The organism is Brachybacterium tyrofermentans (assembly GCF_014897585.1).
Taxonomy (GTDB): Bacteria; Actinomycetota; Actinomycetes; order Actinomycetales; family Dermabacteraceae; genus Brachybacterium; species Brachybacterium tyrofermentans.
On sequence record NZ_JABUXW010000008.1, the window covers coordinates 142922 to 159906 of the forward strand.

At 70.7% G+C, this 16985-nt stretch carries 14 protein-coding genes; 7 read left to right on the forward strand and 7 right to left on the reverse strand.

The annotated features are described in order from the left end of the window. Positions 1-2799: a YhgE/Pip domain-containing protein gene (locus INT49_RS07850; protein ID WP_193117168.1), complete on the reverse strand. Its 2799-nt coding sequence runs from the start codon at positions 2797-2799 to the stop codon at positions 1-3. Then, positions 2796-5570, reverse strand: a complete 2775-nt coding sequence (locus INT49_RS07855; RefSeq protein ID WP_193117169.1) for an MMPL family transporter — start codon at positions 5568-5570, stop codon at positions 2796-2798. The genes INT49_RS07850 and INT49_RS07855 overlap by 4 nt, the downstream gene beginning before the upstream one ends. Before the next feature lie 217 nt (positions 5571-5787). Between INT49_RS07855 and INT49_RS07860 the strand changes: the two genes are divergently transcribed. From INT49_RS07860 to INT49_RS07880, 5 genes are all read left to right on the forward strand, one after another. Continuing rightward, a complete protein-coding gene (locus INT49_RS07860; protein ID WP_193117170.1) occupies positions 5788-6459 on the forward strand; it encodes a TetR/AcrR family transcriptional regulator in 672 nt (223 codons plus the stop codon). Positions 6460-6638: 179 nt separating this feature from the next. Continuing rightward, on the forward strand, positions 6639-7451 hold the full coding sequence (locus tag INT49_RS07865) for a GH25 family lysozyme (protein WP_193117171.1): 813 nt from the start codon (positions 6639-6641) through the stop codon (positions 7449-7451). Between the two features lie 99 nt (positions 7452-7550). After that, positions 7551-8315: a queuosine precursor transporter gene (locus tag INT49_RS07870; protein WP_193117172.1), complete on the forward strand. Its 765-nt coding sequence runs from the start codon at positions 7551-7553 to the stop codon at positions 8313-8315. A gap of 135 nt (positions 8316-8450) precedes the next feature. Then, complete coding sequence (locus tag INT49_RS07875; protein ID WP_319021550.1) at positions 8451-9863, forward strand: multidrug effflux MFS transporter; 1413 nt, start codon at positions 8451-8453, stop codon at positions 9861-9863. A gap of 77 nt (positions 9864-9940) precedes the next feature. Continuing rightward, entirely contained in the window at positions 9941-10807 is an 867-nt protein-coding gene (locus tag INT49_RS07880; protein ID WP_193117173.1) for a GNAT family N-acetyltransferase, read from the forward strand. A gap of 18 nt (positions 10808-10825) precedes the next feature. On the opposite strand, the gene INT49_RS07885 is transcribed toward INT49_RS07880, so the two are convergent. The 4 genes from INT49_RS07885 to INT49_RS07900 form a co-directional block, all read right to left on the reverse strand. Continuing rightward, positions 10826-11653, reverse strand: coding sequence for a hypothetical protein (locus tag INT49_RS07885; RefSeq protein WP_193117174.1), 828 nt, complete (start codon positions 11651-11653; stop codon positions 10826-10828). Between the two features lie 309 nt (positions 11654-11962). After that, complete coding sequence (locus INT49_RS07890; protein WP_193117175.1) at positions 11963-12532, reverse strand: maltokinase N-terminal cap-like domain-containing protein; 570 nt, start codon at positions 12530-12532, stop codon at positions 11963-11965. Between the two features lie 44 nt (positions 12533-12576). Beyond that, on the reverse strand, positions 12577-13491 hold the full coding sequence (locus tag INT49_RS07895) for a transglutaminase domain-containing protein (protein ID WP_193117176.1): 915 nt from the start codon (positions 13489-13491) through the stop codon (positions 12577-12579). A gap of 31 nt (positions 13492-13522) precedes the next feature. Then, positions 13523-14143, reverse strand: coding sequence for an HAD-IA family hydrolase (locus tag INT49_RS07900; protein ID WP_193117177.1), 621 nt, complete (start codon positions 14141-14143; stop codon positions 13523-13525). A gap of 66 nt (positions 14144-14209) precedes the next feature. Here INT49_RS07900 and INT49_RS07905 point away from each other — a divergent pair, with 66 nt between their 5' ends. Both INT49_RS07905 and INT49_RS07910 read left to right on the forward strand, forming a co-directional pair. Continuing rightward, the gene (locus INT49_RS07905) at positions 14210-15013 is read left to right on the forward strand and encodes a TSUP family transporter (RefSeq protein ID WP_193117178.1); all 804 of its coding nucleotides are present in this window, start codon (positions 14210-14212) and stop codon (positions 15011-15013) included. A gap of 99 nt (positions 15014-15112) precedes the next feature. After that, positions 15113-16066: a PAC2 family protein gene (locus tag INT49_RS07910; protein WP_193117179.1), complete on the forward strand. Its 954-nt coding sequence runs from the start codon at positions 15113-15115 to the stop codon at positions 16064-16066. A 23-nt stretch (positions 16067-16089) separates the two neighbouring features. Here the strand turns inward: INT49_RS07910 and INT49_RS07915 are convergent, their stop codons facing one another. Beyond that, positions 16090-16887: a transglutaminase-like domain-containing protein gene (locus tag INT49_RS07915; protein WP_319021551.1), complete on the reverse strand. Its 798-nt coding sequence runs from the start codon at positions 16885-16887 to the stop codon at positions 16090-16092. Between the last annotated feature and the right edge of the window lie 98 nt (positions 16888-16985).

A 16985-nucleotide genomic window follows, 5' to 3' on the forward strand; every position in this document is an offset into this window, starting at 1 on the left:
TCAGGCGGCCGCGGGCACCGTGCCCGTCGCCATCCGCTCGGGAGAGAGATCCGCGCGGCGGGCCGAACGGGAGGCCACCAGGGTCACCACCAGCGAGATCGCCCCCCAGGCGAGGATCGCCAGCAGCGTGCTCGAGGTCGACACGAGCGAGCCGCCGAGAGCCGCGTGCACGAGCCCCTGGGTGACGATCGGCAGCGGCAGCAGGGCGCTGACGGACTGCAGCAGCGGGGGAGCGGTCGCGAGCGGCAGGATGCCCACCAGGGTCACCACCTGCAGCACCATCAGCACGATGGAGATGATGCGGCCGATGCGTTCGCCCAGCACGGTGATCAGCGCCTGGTGCAGGGCGGCGAACATCGCGGCGCCGGCGAGGGCGACCACGCCCACCGTCAGCGGGGACACCGGGGAGATGCCCACGGCGGTGAGCACGGCGAGCACCGCGATGGTCTGCACCACCGCGATGAGCAGTGCGGGGGCCAGGGAGCGCAGCACGACCTGGCCCATCGGCACGGCCCGGTCCAGCAGGCGCCGGGACAGGGCCGGCAGCAGCAGGAAGCTCGCGAAGGCGCCCAGCCACAGCGCGAGCGCCGCGACGAACGGGAAGGTGGCGGTGGAGGCGCCGTTGGCCTCGTTCTGCCGCGTCGCCTCGGTCTCCACCGGGTTCGAGGCCATCTCGGCCATGCGGGTCCGCTCGGACTCGGTGTAGGTGGGGACCCCGTCGGCACCGTCGCGCAGGCCGGTCGCGAGGTCATCGGTGCCGTCGGACAGCTCGGTGGTGCCGGAGGCGAGCTCCTCGCTGCCGTCGGCGAGGTCGCCGGTCCCGGTGGCGAGCTCGTCGCTGCCGTCGGCGAGCTGATCCGCCCCGGAGCCGAGCTCGGTGGCGCCGGCGGCGAGCTGGTCGTTGCCGTCGGCGAGATCGCCCGCGCCGTCGGCCGAGGTGCGGGTGCCGGCGGCCAGGTCGTCGAGCCCGGTGGCGAGGTCCCCGGCGCCGTCGGCGCTGGCCCGGGCGCCGGTGGCGAGGTCGTCGGCCCCGTCGGCGAGCTGGTCGACGCCGTCGGCGTACTGCTGGAGGCCGTCGCGCAGACCGGTCACCCCGGTCACCAGAGAGCCGGCGCCGTCCGCGCTGGCGCGGGCACCGGTGGCGAGCTGATCGGCGCCGGCCACGAGGCCGGGATTCTCGGAGCTGCCGTCGCCCGTGAACGCCGTCTCCACGCCCTCGGCGTAGGTGACCACGCCCTGCGTGCCCTGGACCAGGCCCGGCTGCTCCGGCGTGCCCTGGAGGCCGTCGGCGATCTGCTGGACCCCCTCGGCGGCGGCGCCTGCGCCGTCCCCGACGCCCTGGGCGGTGGGGACCAGGCCCGGGTTCTGGGCGGTGCCGTCGCCGGTGAGCGTGGTGTCCACGCCGTCGACGTAGCCCTGCATCCCGGCGACCTGCTGCTTCAGGGCGAGCGCGGTGGGATCCTCGGGATCCTCCGCGAGCAGGGAATCGGCGGTGGCGTCCATCTGGGCGGCGAGCTCGCGCATGCCGGGGTTCTCGGCGCTGCCGTCCCCCTCGAGGATGCCCTGCAGGCCGTCCGCGTACTGCACGACGCCGTCGGCGCCCTGGACGAGGCCGGGCTGCTCCGCGGTGCCGTCGAGGCCGTCCGCGGCCTGCTGAGCGCCGTCGCCGAGCTCCACCGCGCCGTCGGCCACGCTCTGCGCGGTCGGGACCAGGCCGGGGCTCTGCTCGGTGCCGTCGCCGGAGACGGCGGCTCCGGCCTGGGAGACGCCGTCGGCGAAGTCCTCGACGCCGGTGGCGAGCTGGTCGGAGCCGGCGACCAGGCCGGGGTTCTCGGCCGTGCCGTCGCCCTCGACGCCCGCGGCCAGCTGCTCCGCGCCGTCGAGGAGCCCGGGCTCGGCCTCGGTGCCGGTCATGCCGGTCTGCAGGCCGTCCACGCCGGTGGAGAGGTCCTCGGCGCCGGTGGCGAGCTGGTCGAGACCGGTCGCGAGGTCGCCGCCGCCCGTCGCCGCGTCATCGGTGCCGGTGGCGAGCTGGTCGAGGCCGTCGGCGAGCTGTCGGGAGCCGTCGGCCGACTGCCGGGTGCCGTCGGCGAGGCTCCAGACGCCGCCGGAGAACTCCTCGGCGCCGTCGGCGGCCAGGGTGGCGCCGTCGGCCAGCTCCCGGGTGCCGTCGGCGAGGCCCTGGGTGCCATCCTCGAGCTCCGTGGTGCCCTCGGCGAGCTGGTCGGCGCCGTCAGCGGCGTCGGAGAAGCCGTCGTGGAGGTCGTTGAAGCCCACGTAGAGTCCGTCGAGGTACTGCTTCGCCATCTGCCCGCCGGTGGTCGCGGCCGAGGCGTCGGCGACCGCGGTGCCGACCAGCGCGTTGATCTGTCCGCTCGCGTCGTTGGTGGTGACCTGGAGGATCGCCGGGGTGGCCTCCGTGGTCCCGATGGTGGTGAGCTCGGCGGAGAAGTCCTCCGGGATCACGACCACGGCGGAGTAGGAGCCGTCCGCGAGCCCCTGCTCCGCGTCATCGGCGGAGGTCAGCTGCCAGTCGAAGCCGGTAGTCTCCGGGGCGTCGGTGCCCTCGACGGTGCCGGGCTGGGTGAGGGAGCCGGCCAGCAGGCGGCCGAGCGGCACCGTCTGGGTCTCCCCGTCGGCGTCGGTGATCTCCGCGCCCTCGTCGAGGTTCACCACGGCGGCCGGCACGGTGTCGAGCCGGTCCACACGATCGCTGAGCGCCCACAGTCCGGCGCCGACCACCAGCAGGGGCAGGAGGAGCACCACGAGCAGGGTGCGGGGGTGGGTCAGGCGGGTCATGCGAGGGCTCCTTCGGGAACGGAGGCGGTGGAGCGCTGGACAGCGAGGGCCGAGAGACGGCGGGGGTCGCGCAGGGAGTCCCGGAGCAGGCGCTCGGCGTCGGAGACGTCGGGCCGACGGGAGCCCACGACGAGCGTGGCCCCGCTCTCGAGCAGGGCGTCGAGCCGCTCGACGAGGGTGTCGTCGATGCTGGTGGCGCTGTGGGCGAGATCCTCGAGGCGTTCGACGACGATCACGGCGGTGGACAGACGGCGGCCGGGGATCTCCCGCAGCCGGGCGGCGACGTCGGCCCCGGCGGGGATCCAGTGGGCGCGGCCCTGGATGGCCCCGAGGTCATCCGGGGCGAGCCGGTCGTGCACGGCCAGCAGGCCGGAGTCGGGCTCGAGCCGACCCGCGGCGAGGGCGAGGAAGGCGCCCCGGGCGGCGTCGTCGGCGCAGCGCACCACGAGCAGGGAGCCCGGGGGGATGGACCCCGTGAGCGGGCCGATCGTGCCCTTCTCGCCGACCACGGGAGCGACGGTGTCCTCGAGGCGCAGCGCGTGGGCTCCGTGCTCCTGGGTCCAGTGCCGGTGCTCGAGAACGGCGTGCAGGCCCTCGCCCTCGACATCGACCTTGGGCAGGGCGCGGTCCAGCCAGCCGGGGAGCCACCAGGCATGTGAACCCAGCAGCGCGAGGACCGCCGGGACCAGGGTCATGCGCACCACGAAGGCGTCCACCAGCACGCCGACGGCCAGGCCCACGGCGATCGGCTGCAGCATGAACCAGCCGGAGGTCACGAAGCCGGCGAAGACGGAGACCATGATCAGCGCGGCGGCGACCACCACGGGGGCGCTCGCGGTGAAGCCCTTCTCGATGGACGCGCGCGCGTCCCCGGTGCGGGTGAACTCCTCGCGCATCCGGGAGACGAGGAAGACCTCGTAGTCCATCGCGAGGCCGAAGAGCACACCCATGACCATGATCGGCATGAAGGCGACGACGGGGCCGTTGACGCTCACGGACAGCGGCGCGTTGAACCACCCGTACTCGAACACCATCGCGGTGACGCCGAAGGCGGCCGCCACCGAGAGCAGGTAGCCCAGCGAGGCCTTGATCGGCACCCACACGGAGCGGAACACCATCGCGAGCAGGATCAGGGAGAGGCCGACGACGAAGATGCCGAAGGGAAGAAGGGCCGTCGAGAGCTTGTCGGTCACGTCGATGCCCACCGCGGTGGCGCCGGTGACGGTGACGTCGGAGATCGAGTACTCCTCCTCCCATCCGGCGGCGCTGTCCCGCAGCTCGTGCACGAGGTCCTTGGTGGACTGGTCGGTGGGTCCGCCCTCGGGGATGACGACCACGACGGCCAGGTCGGCGCCCCGGTTCGGGGTCGCCATCTGGATCTCCTTGACGTGGTCCAGGCTTTCCACGTCGGCCTTCAGATCCTCGACCACGCCGAGCGGGTCGGTGGTGTTGATGATGTCGGCGGTCAGCAGCAGGGGACCGTTGTATCCGGGGCCGAACTCCTCGGCGACGAGGTCGTAGGTGTCGCGCGCGGGGGTGCCCGGCTGCTCGGTGCCGAGGTCCGGCAGGGCGAGCTCGAGGTCCTTGATCGGGATCGCGAGGGCGCCGACGCCGAGCACGACGAGCAGGATCGTGAGCGCGGGGACCTTCGTGACCACCCGCACCCAGAGGGTACCGAAGGAGCGCCGACGGGGCTGCTCGGGGTCCGGCTCGGGCAGCACGCCGTCGTTCTGGGCCATCAGGGCGCGGACCTTCCGGGGGCGCAGCCGCTCGCCGAGCACGCCCATGATGGCGGGCAGCATCGTCAGCGCCACGACCACGGAGAGGGCGACCGTCGCGGCGGCCGCGACGCCCATGATGGTGAGGAACGGGATGCCGGTGACGAACAGGCCCACCAGGGCCACGATCACCGTGAGGCCGGCGAAGATGACGGCGCTGCCGGAGGTGGCCAGGGCCCGACCGATGGACTCCCGGACGTCCTCCCCGGCGCTCAGCTGGTCGCGGTGGCGGGACAGGATGAACAGGGCGTAGTCGATGCCGACGGCGAGGCCGAGCATCGCGCCCAGAGCAGTGGTGACCGACGGGATCTCGACCCCGGCGGCGAGCGCCATCACGGCGAGCATGGAGATGCCGACGCCGACGAGCGCGGTGACGATCGGGATGACGGCGGGGACGAAGGAGCGGAAGACGATCGCGAGGATCAGCAGGGCGATGACGATGCCGACGACCTCGCCGGCGCCGAAGGGCACCTCGGAGCTCTGCAGCACCTGGCCGCCGATGTCTGCGCTCAGGTCAGCGCCGTCGGCAGAGTCGGCGGCGTCGACGAGCCCCTCGATCTCCTCGAGGGAGCCCTCGGGGAAGGTGCCGACCTGACCGTCCATCTGGAACTGGGCGATGATCGCCGAGTCGTCGTCGCTGCGGGTGCCGGGGGAGACGTCGTCGAAGGGGGAGGGGGCCGCGGCCACTCCGTCCACGTCGGCGATCTGCGCCATGAGGTCCTCGATCTCGTCGCGGTGCTCGCCGATCTCGGCACCGTCCTCGGATCCCAGGACGACCTGGCCGGAGGCACCGCCCATCTCGGGGAAGCGGTTGGCGAGGTTGTCGATGCCACGCTGCCCCTCGGTGCCGGGGATCTCGATGTCCGACGAGAACGTGCCGCCGAGCCCCACGGCGAGGGCGCCGAGGGCGATCAGCAGGATCATCCAGAGAGCGATGATCTTCCAGCGCAGGGAGGCCATGAGCAGACCGAGTCGGTACAGGGACGAGGACACGCGACCTCCAGGGCGGGCACAGCGGATGAGCGGCGAATGGTCGGGTCACGGACCATGAGAGACGATGCACTCGCGTATCCACGACGATCCCGTATTCGATACAACAGTGTATCGATGGCATACTGTGGAGTCACGCGAGGGCAAGACACGATGACGGGGAACCGTGAGATCTTGACCACCCCACCGCCCTGACCGACGCCTGAGCCACCGAGGAACCATGACCGATCTGTTCGAGCCGCTGCCCGAGTCCGCGAGCACCCGGCGCAAGGAGAACACCCGTACCAAGCTGGTCCGGGCCTCGCTCGACGTCTTCGTCGAGAAGGGGATCGACGGCGTGACCGTCGACGACCTGGTGCGGGCGGCCGGGTTCACCCGGGGAGCCTTCTACTCGAACTTCTCCACCAAGGAGGAGGTCTTCTCGGCGCTGTTCGCCTCCGTCACCGAGGAGATGCTCGAGATCGCGAACACCTCCGTGGCCTCCGCGCTCGCGGCGGCCCACGCCGAGGGGAGCACGCCGGGAAGCCTCTCCGAGATCGACGACGCGACGATCATGGTCGCGGTGTTCGAGGGCATCCGACCGTTCGGCCGCCAGTGGTACCTCCTCTACTCCGACGCTATCGCGCGCTCCCTGCGCGACGAGGCGATGCGGGCCGAGCTGGCCGTGCAGCGGGAGCGCCTGCGCGACCAGATCGGCAAGCTCCTCAGCACCCGTATGGAGGAGAACGGCGACCGCCCCCTCCTGCCGCCCGAGGATCTCGCCCAGCTGCTCGTGGGAGTCTTCGTCGACCTCATGGTGCGCGAGCAGATGGACGGTCGCGACATCACCGAGCTCGCCGCGACGACGATCCTGGGCACGCTGCGCGCCTTCGTGGAGCCGCGCGCGCACTGATCGCGCGAGACACGCACGGGACCTGCGCCGCCGACGCGACCCTTCCGTCGGGCTTGTCCGTTTTGCCGCGACACGCCGCATTGGATAGGTGTCGACCCACGGAGAAAGGCGTCTCTGCGTACGGTGTGCGTGGTGTGGCGTCCGTCGCACTGTGCTTCCCTCTTCCCCAGGAGACACGTATGCGTCCCTACCGTGCACGCCATCTCGCCCCTCCTCCCGCCCCCGACTCGACTCCCGACACCTCATCCGGTGCGTCGCGCCGTTCCGTCCTGCGCGGGGGTGTCCTCGGTGCCGCGGCACTGAGCACCGGCGCCGCCGCCGTCGCGACCCCGGCGGCGAACGCCGCCGGCCTCTACGGACAGGACGTCTCCGGCTGGCAGGGAGAGATCGACTGGTCCGCCCAGGCGGACCTCGGCTCTCGCTTCGCCTATGTGAAGGCCACCGAGGGTCGGTCCTACCGCAGCCCCGCCTTCAACCAGCAGTACCGCGGCGCCGGCAATGCCGGCCTGGTCCGCGGCGGCTACCACTTCGCCCGCCCCGACTCCGGCGGCCCCGAGGAGCAGGTCGACTTCTTCCTCAACAACGGCGGGGGATGGTCCGACGACGGCATCACGCTGCCGGGCATGGTCGACTTCGAGGCCTACTCCGGACTGCCTCGCGACTACGGGCTGAGCCAGCAGGAGATGCGGAACTGGATCATGGCGTTCTCCACTCGCTACCGGGACAGCGTCGGGCGTCGGCCCGTCCTCTACACGAACCTCCACTGGTGGAACGACGTGGTGGGGGACTGGACCCCGGTCAACTCCCCGCTGTTCCTCGCGTCCTACAGCAGCAGCGCGCCGACCACCCTGCCGGGCCGCTGGTGGGCCTACGAGATGTGGCAGTACTCGGATTCGGGTCCCTTCGCCGGTGACTCGAACCTCTGGCACGGCTCCGAGTCCCAGTTCGAGAGCTTCGTCTCCGACGGGGACTACCACGCGATCGGCATCTGAGCAGACCGCGCACCGCCTGATCCGCACAGGGCCGGGTCCTCGTCACGTCGACGAGGGCCCGGCCCTCTGCACGGCCTGCATTCTGTGTACCCTGCCCCGGTGAACACACCCAGAACATCCGCCCCCCGAACCGCCTCGACCTCTGGAGGCCCGGCCGGCGCCGTCTACGCCGACCGGGGAGCCTCTCACTTCGACATCCTCCTCGCCGCCATGGTCACCGTGGTCGTGCTGTCCGGGATCGGCGCTGCGAAGGGCGTCAGCTTCGGGACGGTTCCCGGCACCGGATTCGAGATCCTCACCGACGGCGGATTCTTCCTCTTCCCCCTCGCCTATGTGCTTGGGGACATCGTCACCGAGCTGTACGGCCCGCGCGCCGCTCGCCGCGCGATCCTCACCTCCTTCGCCGTGAGCATCCTGGCCTCGATCTGCTATCAGGTGATCATCGCCCTGCCGCCGTTCCCGGACGACTACGGCCTGGCCAAGCAGGAGGCCCTCGAGCTGGCCCTGGGGCCCGTCTGGATCGTGGTGCTCGCCGGCCTGGCCGGCTTCCTCGCCGGGCAGACCCTGAACTCCCTGGTGGTCAGCCGCATGAAGCGGCGCACGGGGGAGAGGGGGCTCATCGCCCGCCTGTTCACCTCGAGCGGCCTGGGCGAGCTGGTGGACACGATCATCTTCTGCTCCATCGCGGCGACCGCGATCGGCATCACGACCCTCGAGCAGTGGGCCGAGTACACGATCCTCGGCTTCGTCTACAAGGTCGCGGTGCAGTACGCGATGATCCCGGTGACCTCCGCCGTGATCCGGTGGCTCAAGCGCACGGATCCGACCTATCAGGCACGGCTGGCCGACGCGGCCACCGCCTGATCCGGGACGTGTCCGTCCCAGTCCGGGGCCGCCCCTTCCGTGAACGCTCACGACGTCCCTAGGATGGTCCGATCGAGTCGGGCGCGATCCGCGTGATCCGCCCGGCTCGATCCATGACCGCCTGAAAGGACCCCCGTGGCTCCCGCCGCACCAGATCCCCGACGCGATGACGATCGCGATGAGCCCCTGACCTCCACCGGCTCCGTCCCCACGCAGACCGGCTCCCTCCCGACCCAGACCGGGTCGATACCCACCATCACCGGCGCCATCCCCGTAATGGAGGACCCCGCCGACCACGACCTCGCCCACCTTCCCACGGAGGAGGAGCTGCGCCGCACGCGCAGCAAGGTCACCGTGCTGGTGATCGTCGTGCTCACCACGCTCAGCGCGATCGGTCCGCTCGCGACCGACATGTACATCCCCGCCTTCCCGGAGGTGGCCGACGACCTCGGCACCACGGCCTCGCGGATGCAGCTCACCATCACCGCGTTCTTCCTCGGCACCGCGAGCGGCCAGATCGTCGCCGGCCCGCTCTCGGACCGGATGGGGCGACGCGCACCGCTCCTGATCGGCATCATCCTGTGCCTGCTGGCCTCGATCGGCTGCGCCCTGGCCCCATCGGCCGAGATCCTGCTGGTGCTGCGCGTGATCCAGGGGATCGGCGGCGGCTTCGGCATGGTCCTGGGCCGCGCCGTGCTCATCGATCTGACCGACGGCCCCGAGCTGTTCCGGATCATGAACATCATGCAGGGCGTCGGCGGCGTGGCCCCGATCGTCGCCCCGCTGCTGGGCGGCATCATCCTGGTCTTCGGTCAGTGGCGCGAGATCTTCCTGGTCATCGCTGTGATGTCCCTGATCTCGCTGATCGGGGTGATCTTCCTGATCCCGGAATCGTTGCCGGTCTCCAGGCGCCATGCCGGGGGATTCCGGACCTTCCTGCGCAACGTCCGCACCCTGCTGCACCGGCGCACCTTCGTCGCGTACATGCTGGTCAACGCCTTCTCGGCGTTCGCGCTGATGGCCTACGTCTCGGCATCGTCCTTCGTGGTCCAGGAGATGCTCGGCTTCACCTCGACGGAGTACTCGGTGAGCTTCGCGATCAACTCCTGCGGCATGATGGCGCTCTCGCTGCTCTCGGCCCGCCTCACGCGCACGATCCATCCGCGCAAGCTCATCCGGGTGGGCCTGATCCTCGTGACGATCGCGAGCTTCTCGCTGCTGATCGGCAGCCTGTTCCTGGACACTCCGGCATGGATCGTGCTGCCGGCGTTCTTCTTCACGGTCGCGCCCCAGGGCATGATCTTCGGCAACGGCGGCGCCCTGGCCTCGGACCAGGCCCGTGAGTTCGCCGGCACCGGCTCGGCGATGCTGGGTCTGGGCTTCTCGTTCTCGGCCTCGATCGCCGCCCCGCTGGTGGGCATCGCCGGCACCCAGTCCTCGTTGCCGATGGCGGTCACGATGGTCGTGGGCGTGCTGATCTCGGGCACGTTCTTCGTCCTGGCAGGGCGGGGGAGCGGCACCCCGAACCCGCACACGGCTGCGGCCTGAGGGCCCTGGCGCCCGGTCTCATCGCGCTCATCGGAAAATCAGTTGCCGCCGCCGACGGAGCGCGATGAGATCAGGGCATGTCACCGCGCCTGAGCACCCCGTGTGCCGACGAGCTCCCGGAGGTCGTGCGCACGCTCGCGAGCTGGCAGACCGACGGCTCGCCGATGCAGCTCCACCCAGGAGACCTCGGCTGGCACCTGCAGCAGGGGTCCGACGCCACCGCTGCGGCGGTGCGCACCTGGAGCCTGGCCGGTGAGCTCCTGGCGATCGGGATGCTCGACGGGCCTGAGCTGCTGCGCCTGGCGATCGCTCCGACGGCGCAGCAGGACGACCACCTCACTCATGTACTGGTACAAGACCTGGGGGATCAGGGGAGCGGCGTGCTGGCCGGAACCTCAGCCTGCGTGGAGGTGCCGAACGGAGCTCGGCTCCGCGACGCGCTCCTGAGCTACGGATGGGCGACCGACGAGGCCTGGACTCCGTTGGAGAGGGATCTGGACGCGTCGATCGCCGATCCCGGGCTGCGCGTCGAGGTCGTCGGCCCGGAGCTCGCAGGAACGCGCGCCGCGGTGCACCGCCAATCATTCGACGGCTCACGATTCACCGAGGAGCACTGGCACACCATGCGGATCGCGCCGGGCGCCGGGGACTCACGTTGCCTGCTAGCGCTCGATGCGAAGGGAACAGCCGTCGCCGCAACGACGATCTGGTCGGCGGGTCTTCGGCAGGCCGGACTGATCGAGCCCTTGGGTGTGGGTCGTGAGTATCGGGGCCACGGATACGGCCCGGCGATCACACGAGCCGGGCTGGCGATGCTGCGCGAGCTCGGTGCCTCACGGGCTCTAGCTGCCACACCGAGCGCCAACGCCGCAGCGGTCGCGACCTATATATCGGCGGGATTCACGGCCTTGCCGCAGCGGTTGGATCTGCGTCGGCCGTCCTGACGGGATTGGTGTACCGGGTTATCGGCGTCGCGCGTCGAGGGCGCTGACTACCTCTGGGGCGTCATCGGCGGCGAACCGGATCTCGTGCACAACGCTGCTTCTGTCGCGTCCATTCGCGGTGAGAGCGATGCGGCGAGGAGAGGCCAGGCCGACGGCGACCTGGCATCCGTTCATCGTCGCCAGCCGCGCGATCCCGTCAGCGATCGTCGGGGCGACGACGGTCCCGTCCCGAACCGGGACGATGAAGCTGATGTCCCTATAGGGGATATCGGCGACGACGTGCGTACCGTTGCGCAGGACGAGCGACATGGACGTCGCGTAGTGCGGATGATCCCATCTCGAGGCGATCACTCCGAGCAGCAGGAGCAGCCCGTAGACGCTGATCAGCGTCAATGCCACAGAGAGAGTGGGCCAGGGGAGCACGAGGTGCAGAACAGCTACCTCGACGAGTGTGACGACGCCGAACGCGAGCGTGATCGCCAACGTTCCCTCCCGAGCCGGAAAGGCCTCAGCGCCGCTCGGTATCAGGGGTGGACGCCGCAGGGAGACTCGAGCGAGTGAGACCAGGCAGCCAACCTCGGCCGCGACGGCGCGACGAACCGGCCGTGGCGTCACGCTCTGCACGATGTCCCGCCAGCCGTCCAGCACCGGCACCCCACGGACATGCAGAAGGACGCTGACAGCAAGGATTCCGATCCACACGACGTCGGCCTCGAACAAGCCCAGGACGAGTGAGACGTCCTGACGCCCAACAGCGGCAGCTCCGGCGGCTGTCACGGCAAGAGTCGCCATGAGGCCGAGCAGGGCTCGCACACAGTTTGCTCCGGGAGCTGTCGCCGTCGTCATGTCAGCACCCTACAGATGGCCGAACCTCCCTCTCCGGGCAACGCCGATAATGTACGTTATGTAAAGTCAGGGGAGAACGGCTCAGCACAAACCCTCGTCACGGCTCCCCTCCAGGGGTCTGCGCTCCCGGCATGACCACACCGAGCCGCTCAGCGCCGTGACCATCGCCGCACCGGATCCTGGGCGCCTGGCTATGTTCTACGCGGAGACCACCGACGGTGAGGTGATCGCAGTCCTCGGGGATTCCCGTGGGCCACCCGTTCTGCCTCACCCTCGTCGACATCCCCGTCTGACGGGCGCAGCGCCCACTCAGTACGCCGCGATGACGCCGTTCCCGTCGGCCCAGGTGGCGACGAGGCGCACCGTGCCGTCGAGGCCGCCGACGGTGCGAGAGATCGTGAAGGGTTCGCCGTCCAGCAGCTCGTCCGCGGACGGCGGCTGCTCCCCCTCGTCGACCTCGAGGCTGAGCGTCACGCTCTGAGGCCTGGTCCCGACGTGCTCGCCGTCGGGTGCATAGATCTCGAGCTCCGCCTGCTCCTGCTCGCCGCAGATCGCGCGTCGGAAGCAGTCCAGGGCCACGTCGTCGGCGAGGCCGTCGTAGACGTAGCGCTCCCCCAGGACCGAATGATCCATCGTGCCGATGAAGCCCTCCGCCGCGCCCTCGACGGGCTCGGCGCGGTAGGCCAACGGCAGGTGGTACACCGTCTCCCCGACCCGTGCGAAGTGGCACTCGATGCCGACCTCGCCGTCGGGGTCGTCGAAGCGGTAGGCACCGAGCACCTCGAGCTCCCCCGTCTCGCCCCAGGAGCGAGATTCGAGGAATTGATGCAGGATCTCGGGCTTGGACGGGCTGAGCTCGGCCTGATAGATGATCGCCATGGGTCCAGGCTAGCGCGGGAGGCACCGCACCTCAGGAAGGCGCCTCAGGAGCGCAGCACGACCTTGACCGGACCGTCGCCGACCGGCGAGAACTGCAGCACGGCGGTGCCGGGGCTCAGCCGCGGGTCGCGCAGGTACTGCTCATACAGGCCGCGCTCCGCCGCCATGTCCCCCGCATCGGCCGCGATCAGGTGCTCGACGACCTCGTCGAGAACCGTGAGCAGCTCCTCGCCCATGGTCTCGCCGGGTGCCGGAATCGCGCCCCACCCGTCCCAGAGCAGCGTCTCGTCGCCGTAGCGATGGGCCAGCTCCCAGAACACCTCGGACAGCACGAAATCCTCGCCGCTGAGAGGGTGTCCGGGGGCCACACCGTACGAGGCGGCATCGAGCGTTCCCGCGCGCAGCGCACGGAACGCCTCCGCCGCGGAGAGGAACGGGGCACCGGGGCCCGTCTCCAGATCCAGCGGGTCGGGCAGCAGCCCCGACCCCTGCTCGACCTCCGTGTCGACGCGTCGCCAGCGGTTCCCGTCGTGCATCTCCACCACCACGTGGTCGCTGTGCCAGTCGGTCAGGAAATAGTCGGCGAAGCCGACCCGGCTGCGCGCCGGCACCCCGTGATGGCGCAGGATCGAGACGGCCAGCAGGGTGTGGTCCCGGCAGCAGCCCTGGAGGCGTTCGCCGATCTCCCGGTGAGCGGAGAGGGCCAGCCCGGGGTGGCGCTGCTGATCCACGGCGAGCATCTCCTCCACCCAGCGCAGGTCCACGTCGTGCCGGCTCGTGGCAGGAAGATCCTCCGCCTGAGCACGGTAATGGGCCAGCAGGGTGCGCACCACCGGCCCGATCTCCGCGTGATCAGGGTCGACGCCGTCCAGCAGCGTCGCGAACCTCCCCGGGTCGCTCGTGGGGGTGTGACGTGCCCAGTCGGCAGGGACGGGTGGGTCCGAGAGCATCATCACCATGGCGCCAGTATGGTCTGCGGGCGGCCGTCCGTCACCGGTCCGGCAGCGTGAGCAGCTCAGGGAGATGATCGATGTGCTCCGCGTCCCCGGCATCGAGCGCGACACCGGGGGTCCGCAGGAGAACCCCGCGCACACCCGCGGTCCGCGCCGCCGCGACATCTGCCGGGCGATCGCCGACGGCGAGGCACTCCCCCGGCTCCAGACGATGCCGCTCGAGCAGATCGTGCACCATGGCCGGATCCGGCTTCCGGGCGAATCCGTCGGGCGCGCAGACCATATCGTCCACGGCCAGTAAGAGGGAGGCCAGGAGCGCCTCGGCGCTGTCGCGCTCACGATGGGTCGCCACCAGGTTCAGCCCGCCGGTCGCGCGCACGGCGGCCAGCACCTCCCGCGCTCCGTCCATGGCCGGAGGCGGCCGGTCGGCCCAGCGGGCCTTGGTGCCGTCATAGGCCGTGCGGAGATCGTGCTCGGGCAGGTCGTAGCGACGTGCGAGGGTGCTGATCGCCTCGCCGCTCGAGCGCCGCGTCAGCTGCGCGACCTCCTGGAGGAGGCTCTCCCCCGGCTCCGCGCTGATCACCGCGGCCAGTGCCCGGTCCACATCGGGATAGGTGTTCAGGAGGGTGCCCCCCAGGTCCCAGATCACCGCCTCCATGTCCGCCATTGTGACAGTCGGGCCCCGGATTCGTCGACGGGAGCGGCACCGGTGTTCACTGGTCCTGTGCCGCTGACCGACCAGCTCCTCGAGCTCTCCGTGCTGACCATCGTGCTGCTGATCGGCGCGGCCTTCGTCGCCGGCTGGGTGGACGCCGTCGTCGGCGGCGGCGGGCTGATCCAGCTGCCGGCGCTGCTCACCGCGCTCCCGGCGGACACCTCGACGTCGACCGTGCTGGGCACGAACAAGATCGCCTCCGCCGCCGGCACGGCGGTGTCCTCCTGGACCTACGTCCGACGGATCACGCCGATCGCGGCGACCGCGATCCCTCTCGTGCTCTGCGCCCTGGCGGGCAGCGCGCTCGGGGCGGGACTGGCGACGTTCGTCCCCAAGCCGTGGCTCTCCCCCATCGTGCTCGTCGCCCTGATCGCCGTGGGTCTGTACACCGTGCTGCGCCCGGCGATGGGTCTCGTGCACGAGCCCCGGCACCGCGGTCGTGCGCACGTGCTGCGCTCCGGTGGAATCGGCGCCGTGATCGGTGTGTACGACGGGGTGCTCGGGCCGGGAACCGGCTCCTTCTTCATCATCGCGATGGTGGCGCTGCTCGGGTACGGGTTCCTCGAGGCCAGCGTGCACGCGAAGCTCGCGAATCTGACCACCAACATCGGGGCGCTGCTGGTGTTCGGGCTGCAGGGCGAGGTGTGGTGGCTGCTCGGCGGGATCATGGCGGTGGCCAACGTGCTCGGCGGGTTCCTCGGAGCGCGTCTCGCGATCCGGCTCGGCTCCCGCTTCGTGCGGATCGTGTTCCTCATCGTCACCGGAGCCCTCGCCGTGCGCCTCGCGGCGGACTCAGTGGCGCTGTTCACCTGACCTGACAGCTCGCGGCGGGGAATAGTCCTCCGCCACAGGTCGTTGAAGAGTGAGTCATCCCCGCCGCCCCTGCCTGCGGCCCGTTGCCTGGAGGTCACCTTGGATCCGACGACCCTGTTCAGCTATGAGCACCATGTCGACTCGCGCTCGCTGCACGGACGCACCCTCCTGGTGAGCCTCGGGGCGTTCACCGATGCCGGGAACGCCCAGGACCTCATCGACGACCATCTGCTCAACACCCTCCCCAGCCGCGTCGTCGGGCGCCTGGACATGGACCAGGTGTACGACTATGCGGGCCACCGTCCCGAGGTCACCCTCGAGCTCGACCACTTCGACGGCTACGAGAAGCCCGAGATCCTGCTGCACGAGGTCACGGACTCCGACGGGGAGCCGTTCTTCCTGCTCACCGGACCGGAGCCGTCCTTCCAGTGGGAGCGCGTCGCGACCTCCCTGCAGATCATCGTCGAGCAGCTGGGCATCGAGCGGACCCTGCTCGTGCAGGGCTTCCCGGCACCGGTCCCCCACACCCGAGAGCTGCCGGTGACGCGCTTCGCCGGCGATCCGGACTCCATCGAGGTGCGCCGCACGATGCCCGGGACGTTCCGCCTCCGCGCCCCGTTCACCTCGCTCCTGACCCTGCGCCTGGCCGACGCCGGCCACGACGTCGTCGGGCTCGTGGTCCACGTGCCGCAGTATCTCCACGAGATGTCCTATCCCGACGCCGCGATCGCCCTGCTCACCGCCATCGGTCAGGAGAAGGGCCCGATGATCCCGGTCGAGGGGCTCGAAGCACTGGCCGGGCCCGTGCGAGAGGCCGTCGCCGCCCAGATCGACTCGCAGGAGCAGCTCCAGGAGATGGTCTCCGGCCTCGAGCAGCGCTATGACCGGATGATCACCTCGGGAGCCGCCACCGAGGTCCCGACCGCCGATGACATCGCGGCGGAGGTCGAGCACTACCTGGCGGGGATCGCCGAGGACGGGACGGTCGACGACGCGCCCGAGGACGGAGCGGACGAGAAGCCGGACGAGCAGGAGCCGCCCGCCCAGGCCTGAGCCGCCGCTGAGCCTCCGACAGGTCAGCGCAGAGTGACCGCTGCGCCGACGTGCTCGGCAGGAAGCTCCGGGTCCGCCACGGCGGTCACCTGGATGCCGGTGAGGAGGACGTTCCCGGCCAGGGTGGTCATGAACGCCGTGTCCGCGGCGTCCTGCCCGGTCGCGATGCGCACCATCGAGCTGCGCGGGGCGAGATGGGTGGAGTCCACGACCGTCCAGGCCTCGTCGACCATCGCCTCGACCACCAGGTGGAAGTCCATCGGGCTGAGCCCGGGGGCGTAGACGGAGGAGCAGCGGGCGGGGATCCCGCCGGCGCGCAGCAGCGTGGCGGTGAGGTGGGCGTAGTCCCGGCACACACCCTGGCGCGAGACGTAGGTGCTCCGTGCGGAGTCCGTGATCGTGCTGGATCCCGGCACGTAGTCGAGGTGCTCGTGCACCCACTGCACGACAGCGTCGACCGCCTCGATCCCGGAGCGCCCGTCGAGGACCTCCTCCGCGATCTTCGTGAACTCATCGACCTCGCAGTAGCGCGAGGGCCGCAGATGCAGCACCGCATCAGCCTCGCTCGCACTCGGACTCCGCGCGGCGGTGACGTCGCGAGCCTCGTAGGTGATCTCGACCCTCCCCTCCGGCAGGCCTGTGACCAGGTGCATCCTGCTGCCGAAGCGGTCGCGGGTCTCTGTGCTCGGGTGCGCCCGGCCACCGGCGATCACGGTCAGGGACTCGTGCTGGGCAGGGGCATCGGACACCGCGATCAGCAGCGCCACGTCGGTGCCTTCGGCGACATCGGCCGTCATCCACGCGCGTACTTGTCTCTTCACATCCTCAGTGTGGCATCCACCGCCGGGCCGAGGCCCGGACGCCTTTGCCGCAGGGTGATCCGCGGCATAGGCTTGTGACCCAGTCGTCATCGTCGACA

Bases quoted from the DNA above. Each gene is read 5' to 3' on its own strand.
- INT49_RS07900 (WP_193117177.1), bottom strand. From the start codon at position 14,143: ATGGAGGCGGTGATCTGGGACCTGGGGGGCACCCTCCTGAACACCTAT.
- INT49_RS07885 (WP_193117174.1), bottom strand. From the start codon at position 11,653: ATGACGACGGCGACAGCTCCCGGAGCAAACTGTGTGCGAGCCCTGCTC.
- INT49_RS07860 (WP_193117170.1), top strand. From the start codon at position 5,788: ATGACCGATCTGTTCGAGCCGCTGCCCGAGTCCGCGAGCACCCGGCGC.
- INT49_RS07865 (WP_193117171.1), top strand. From the start codon at position 6,639: ATGCGTCCCTACCGTGCACGCCATCTCGCCCCTCCTCCCGCCCCCGAC.
- INT49_RS07880 (WP_193117173.1), top strand. From the start codon at position 9,941: ATGTCACCGCGCCTGAGCACCCCGTGTGCCGACGAGCTCCCGGAGGTC.
- INT49_RS07895 (WP_193117176.1), bottom strand. From the start codon at position 13,491: ATGGTGATGATGCTCTCGGACCCACCCGTCCCTGCCGACTGGGCACGT.
- INT49_RS07850 (WP_193117168.1), bottom strand. From the start codon at position 2,799: ATGACCCGCCTGACCCACCCCCGCACCCTGCTCGTGGTGCTCCTCCTG.
- INT49_RS07890 (WP_193117175.1), bottom strand. From the start codon at position 12,532: ATGGCGATCATCTATCAGGCCGAGCTCAGCCCGTCCAAGCCCGAGATC.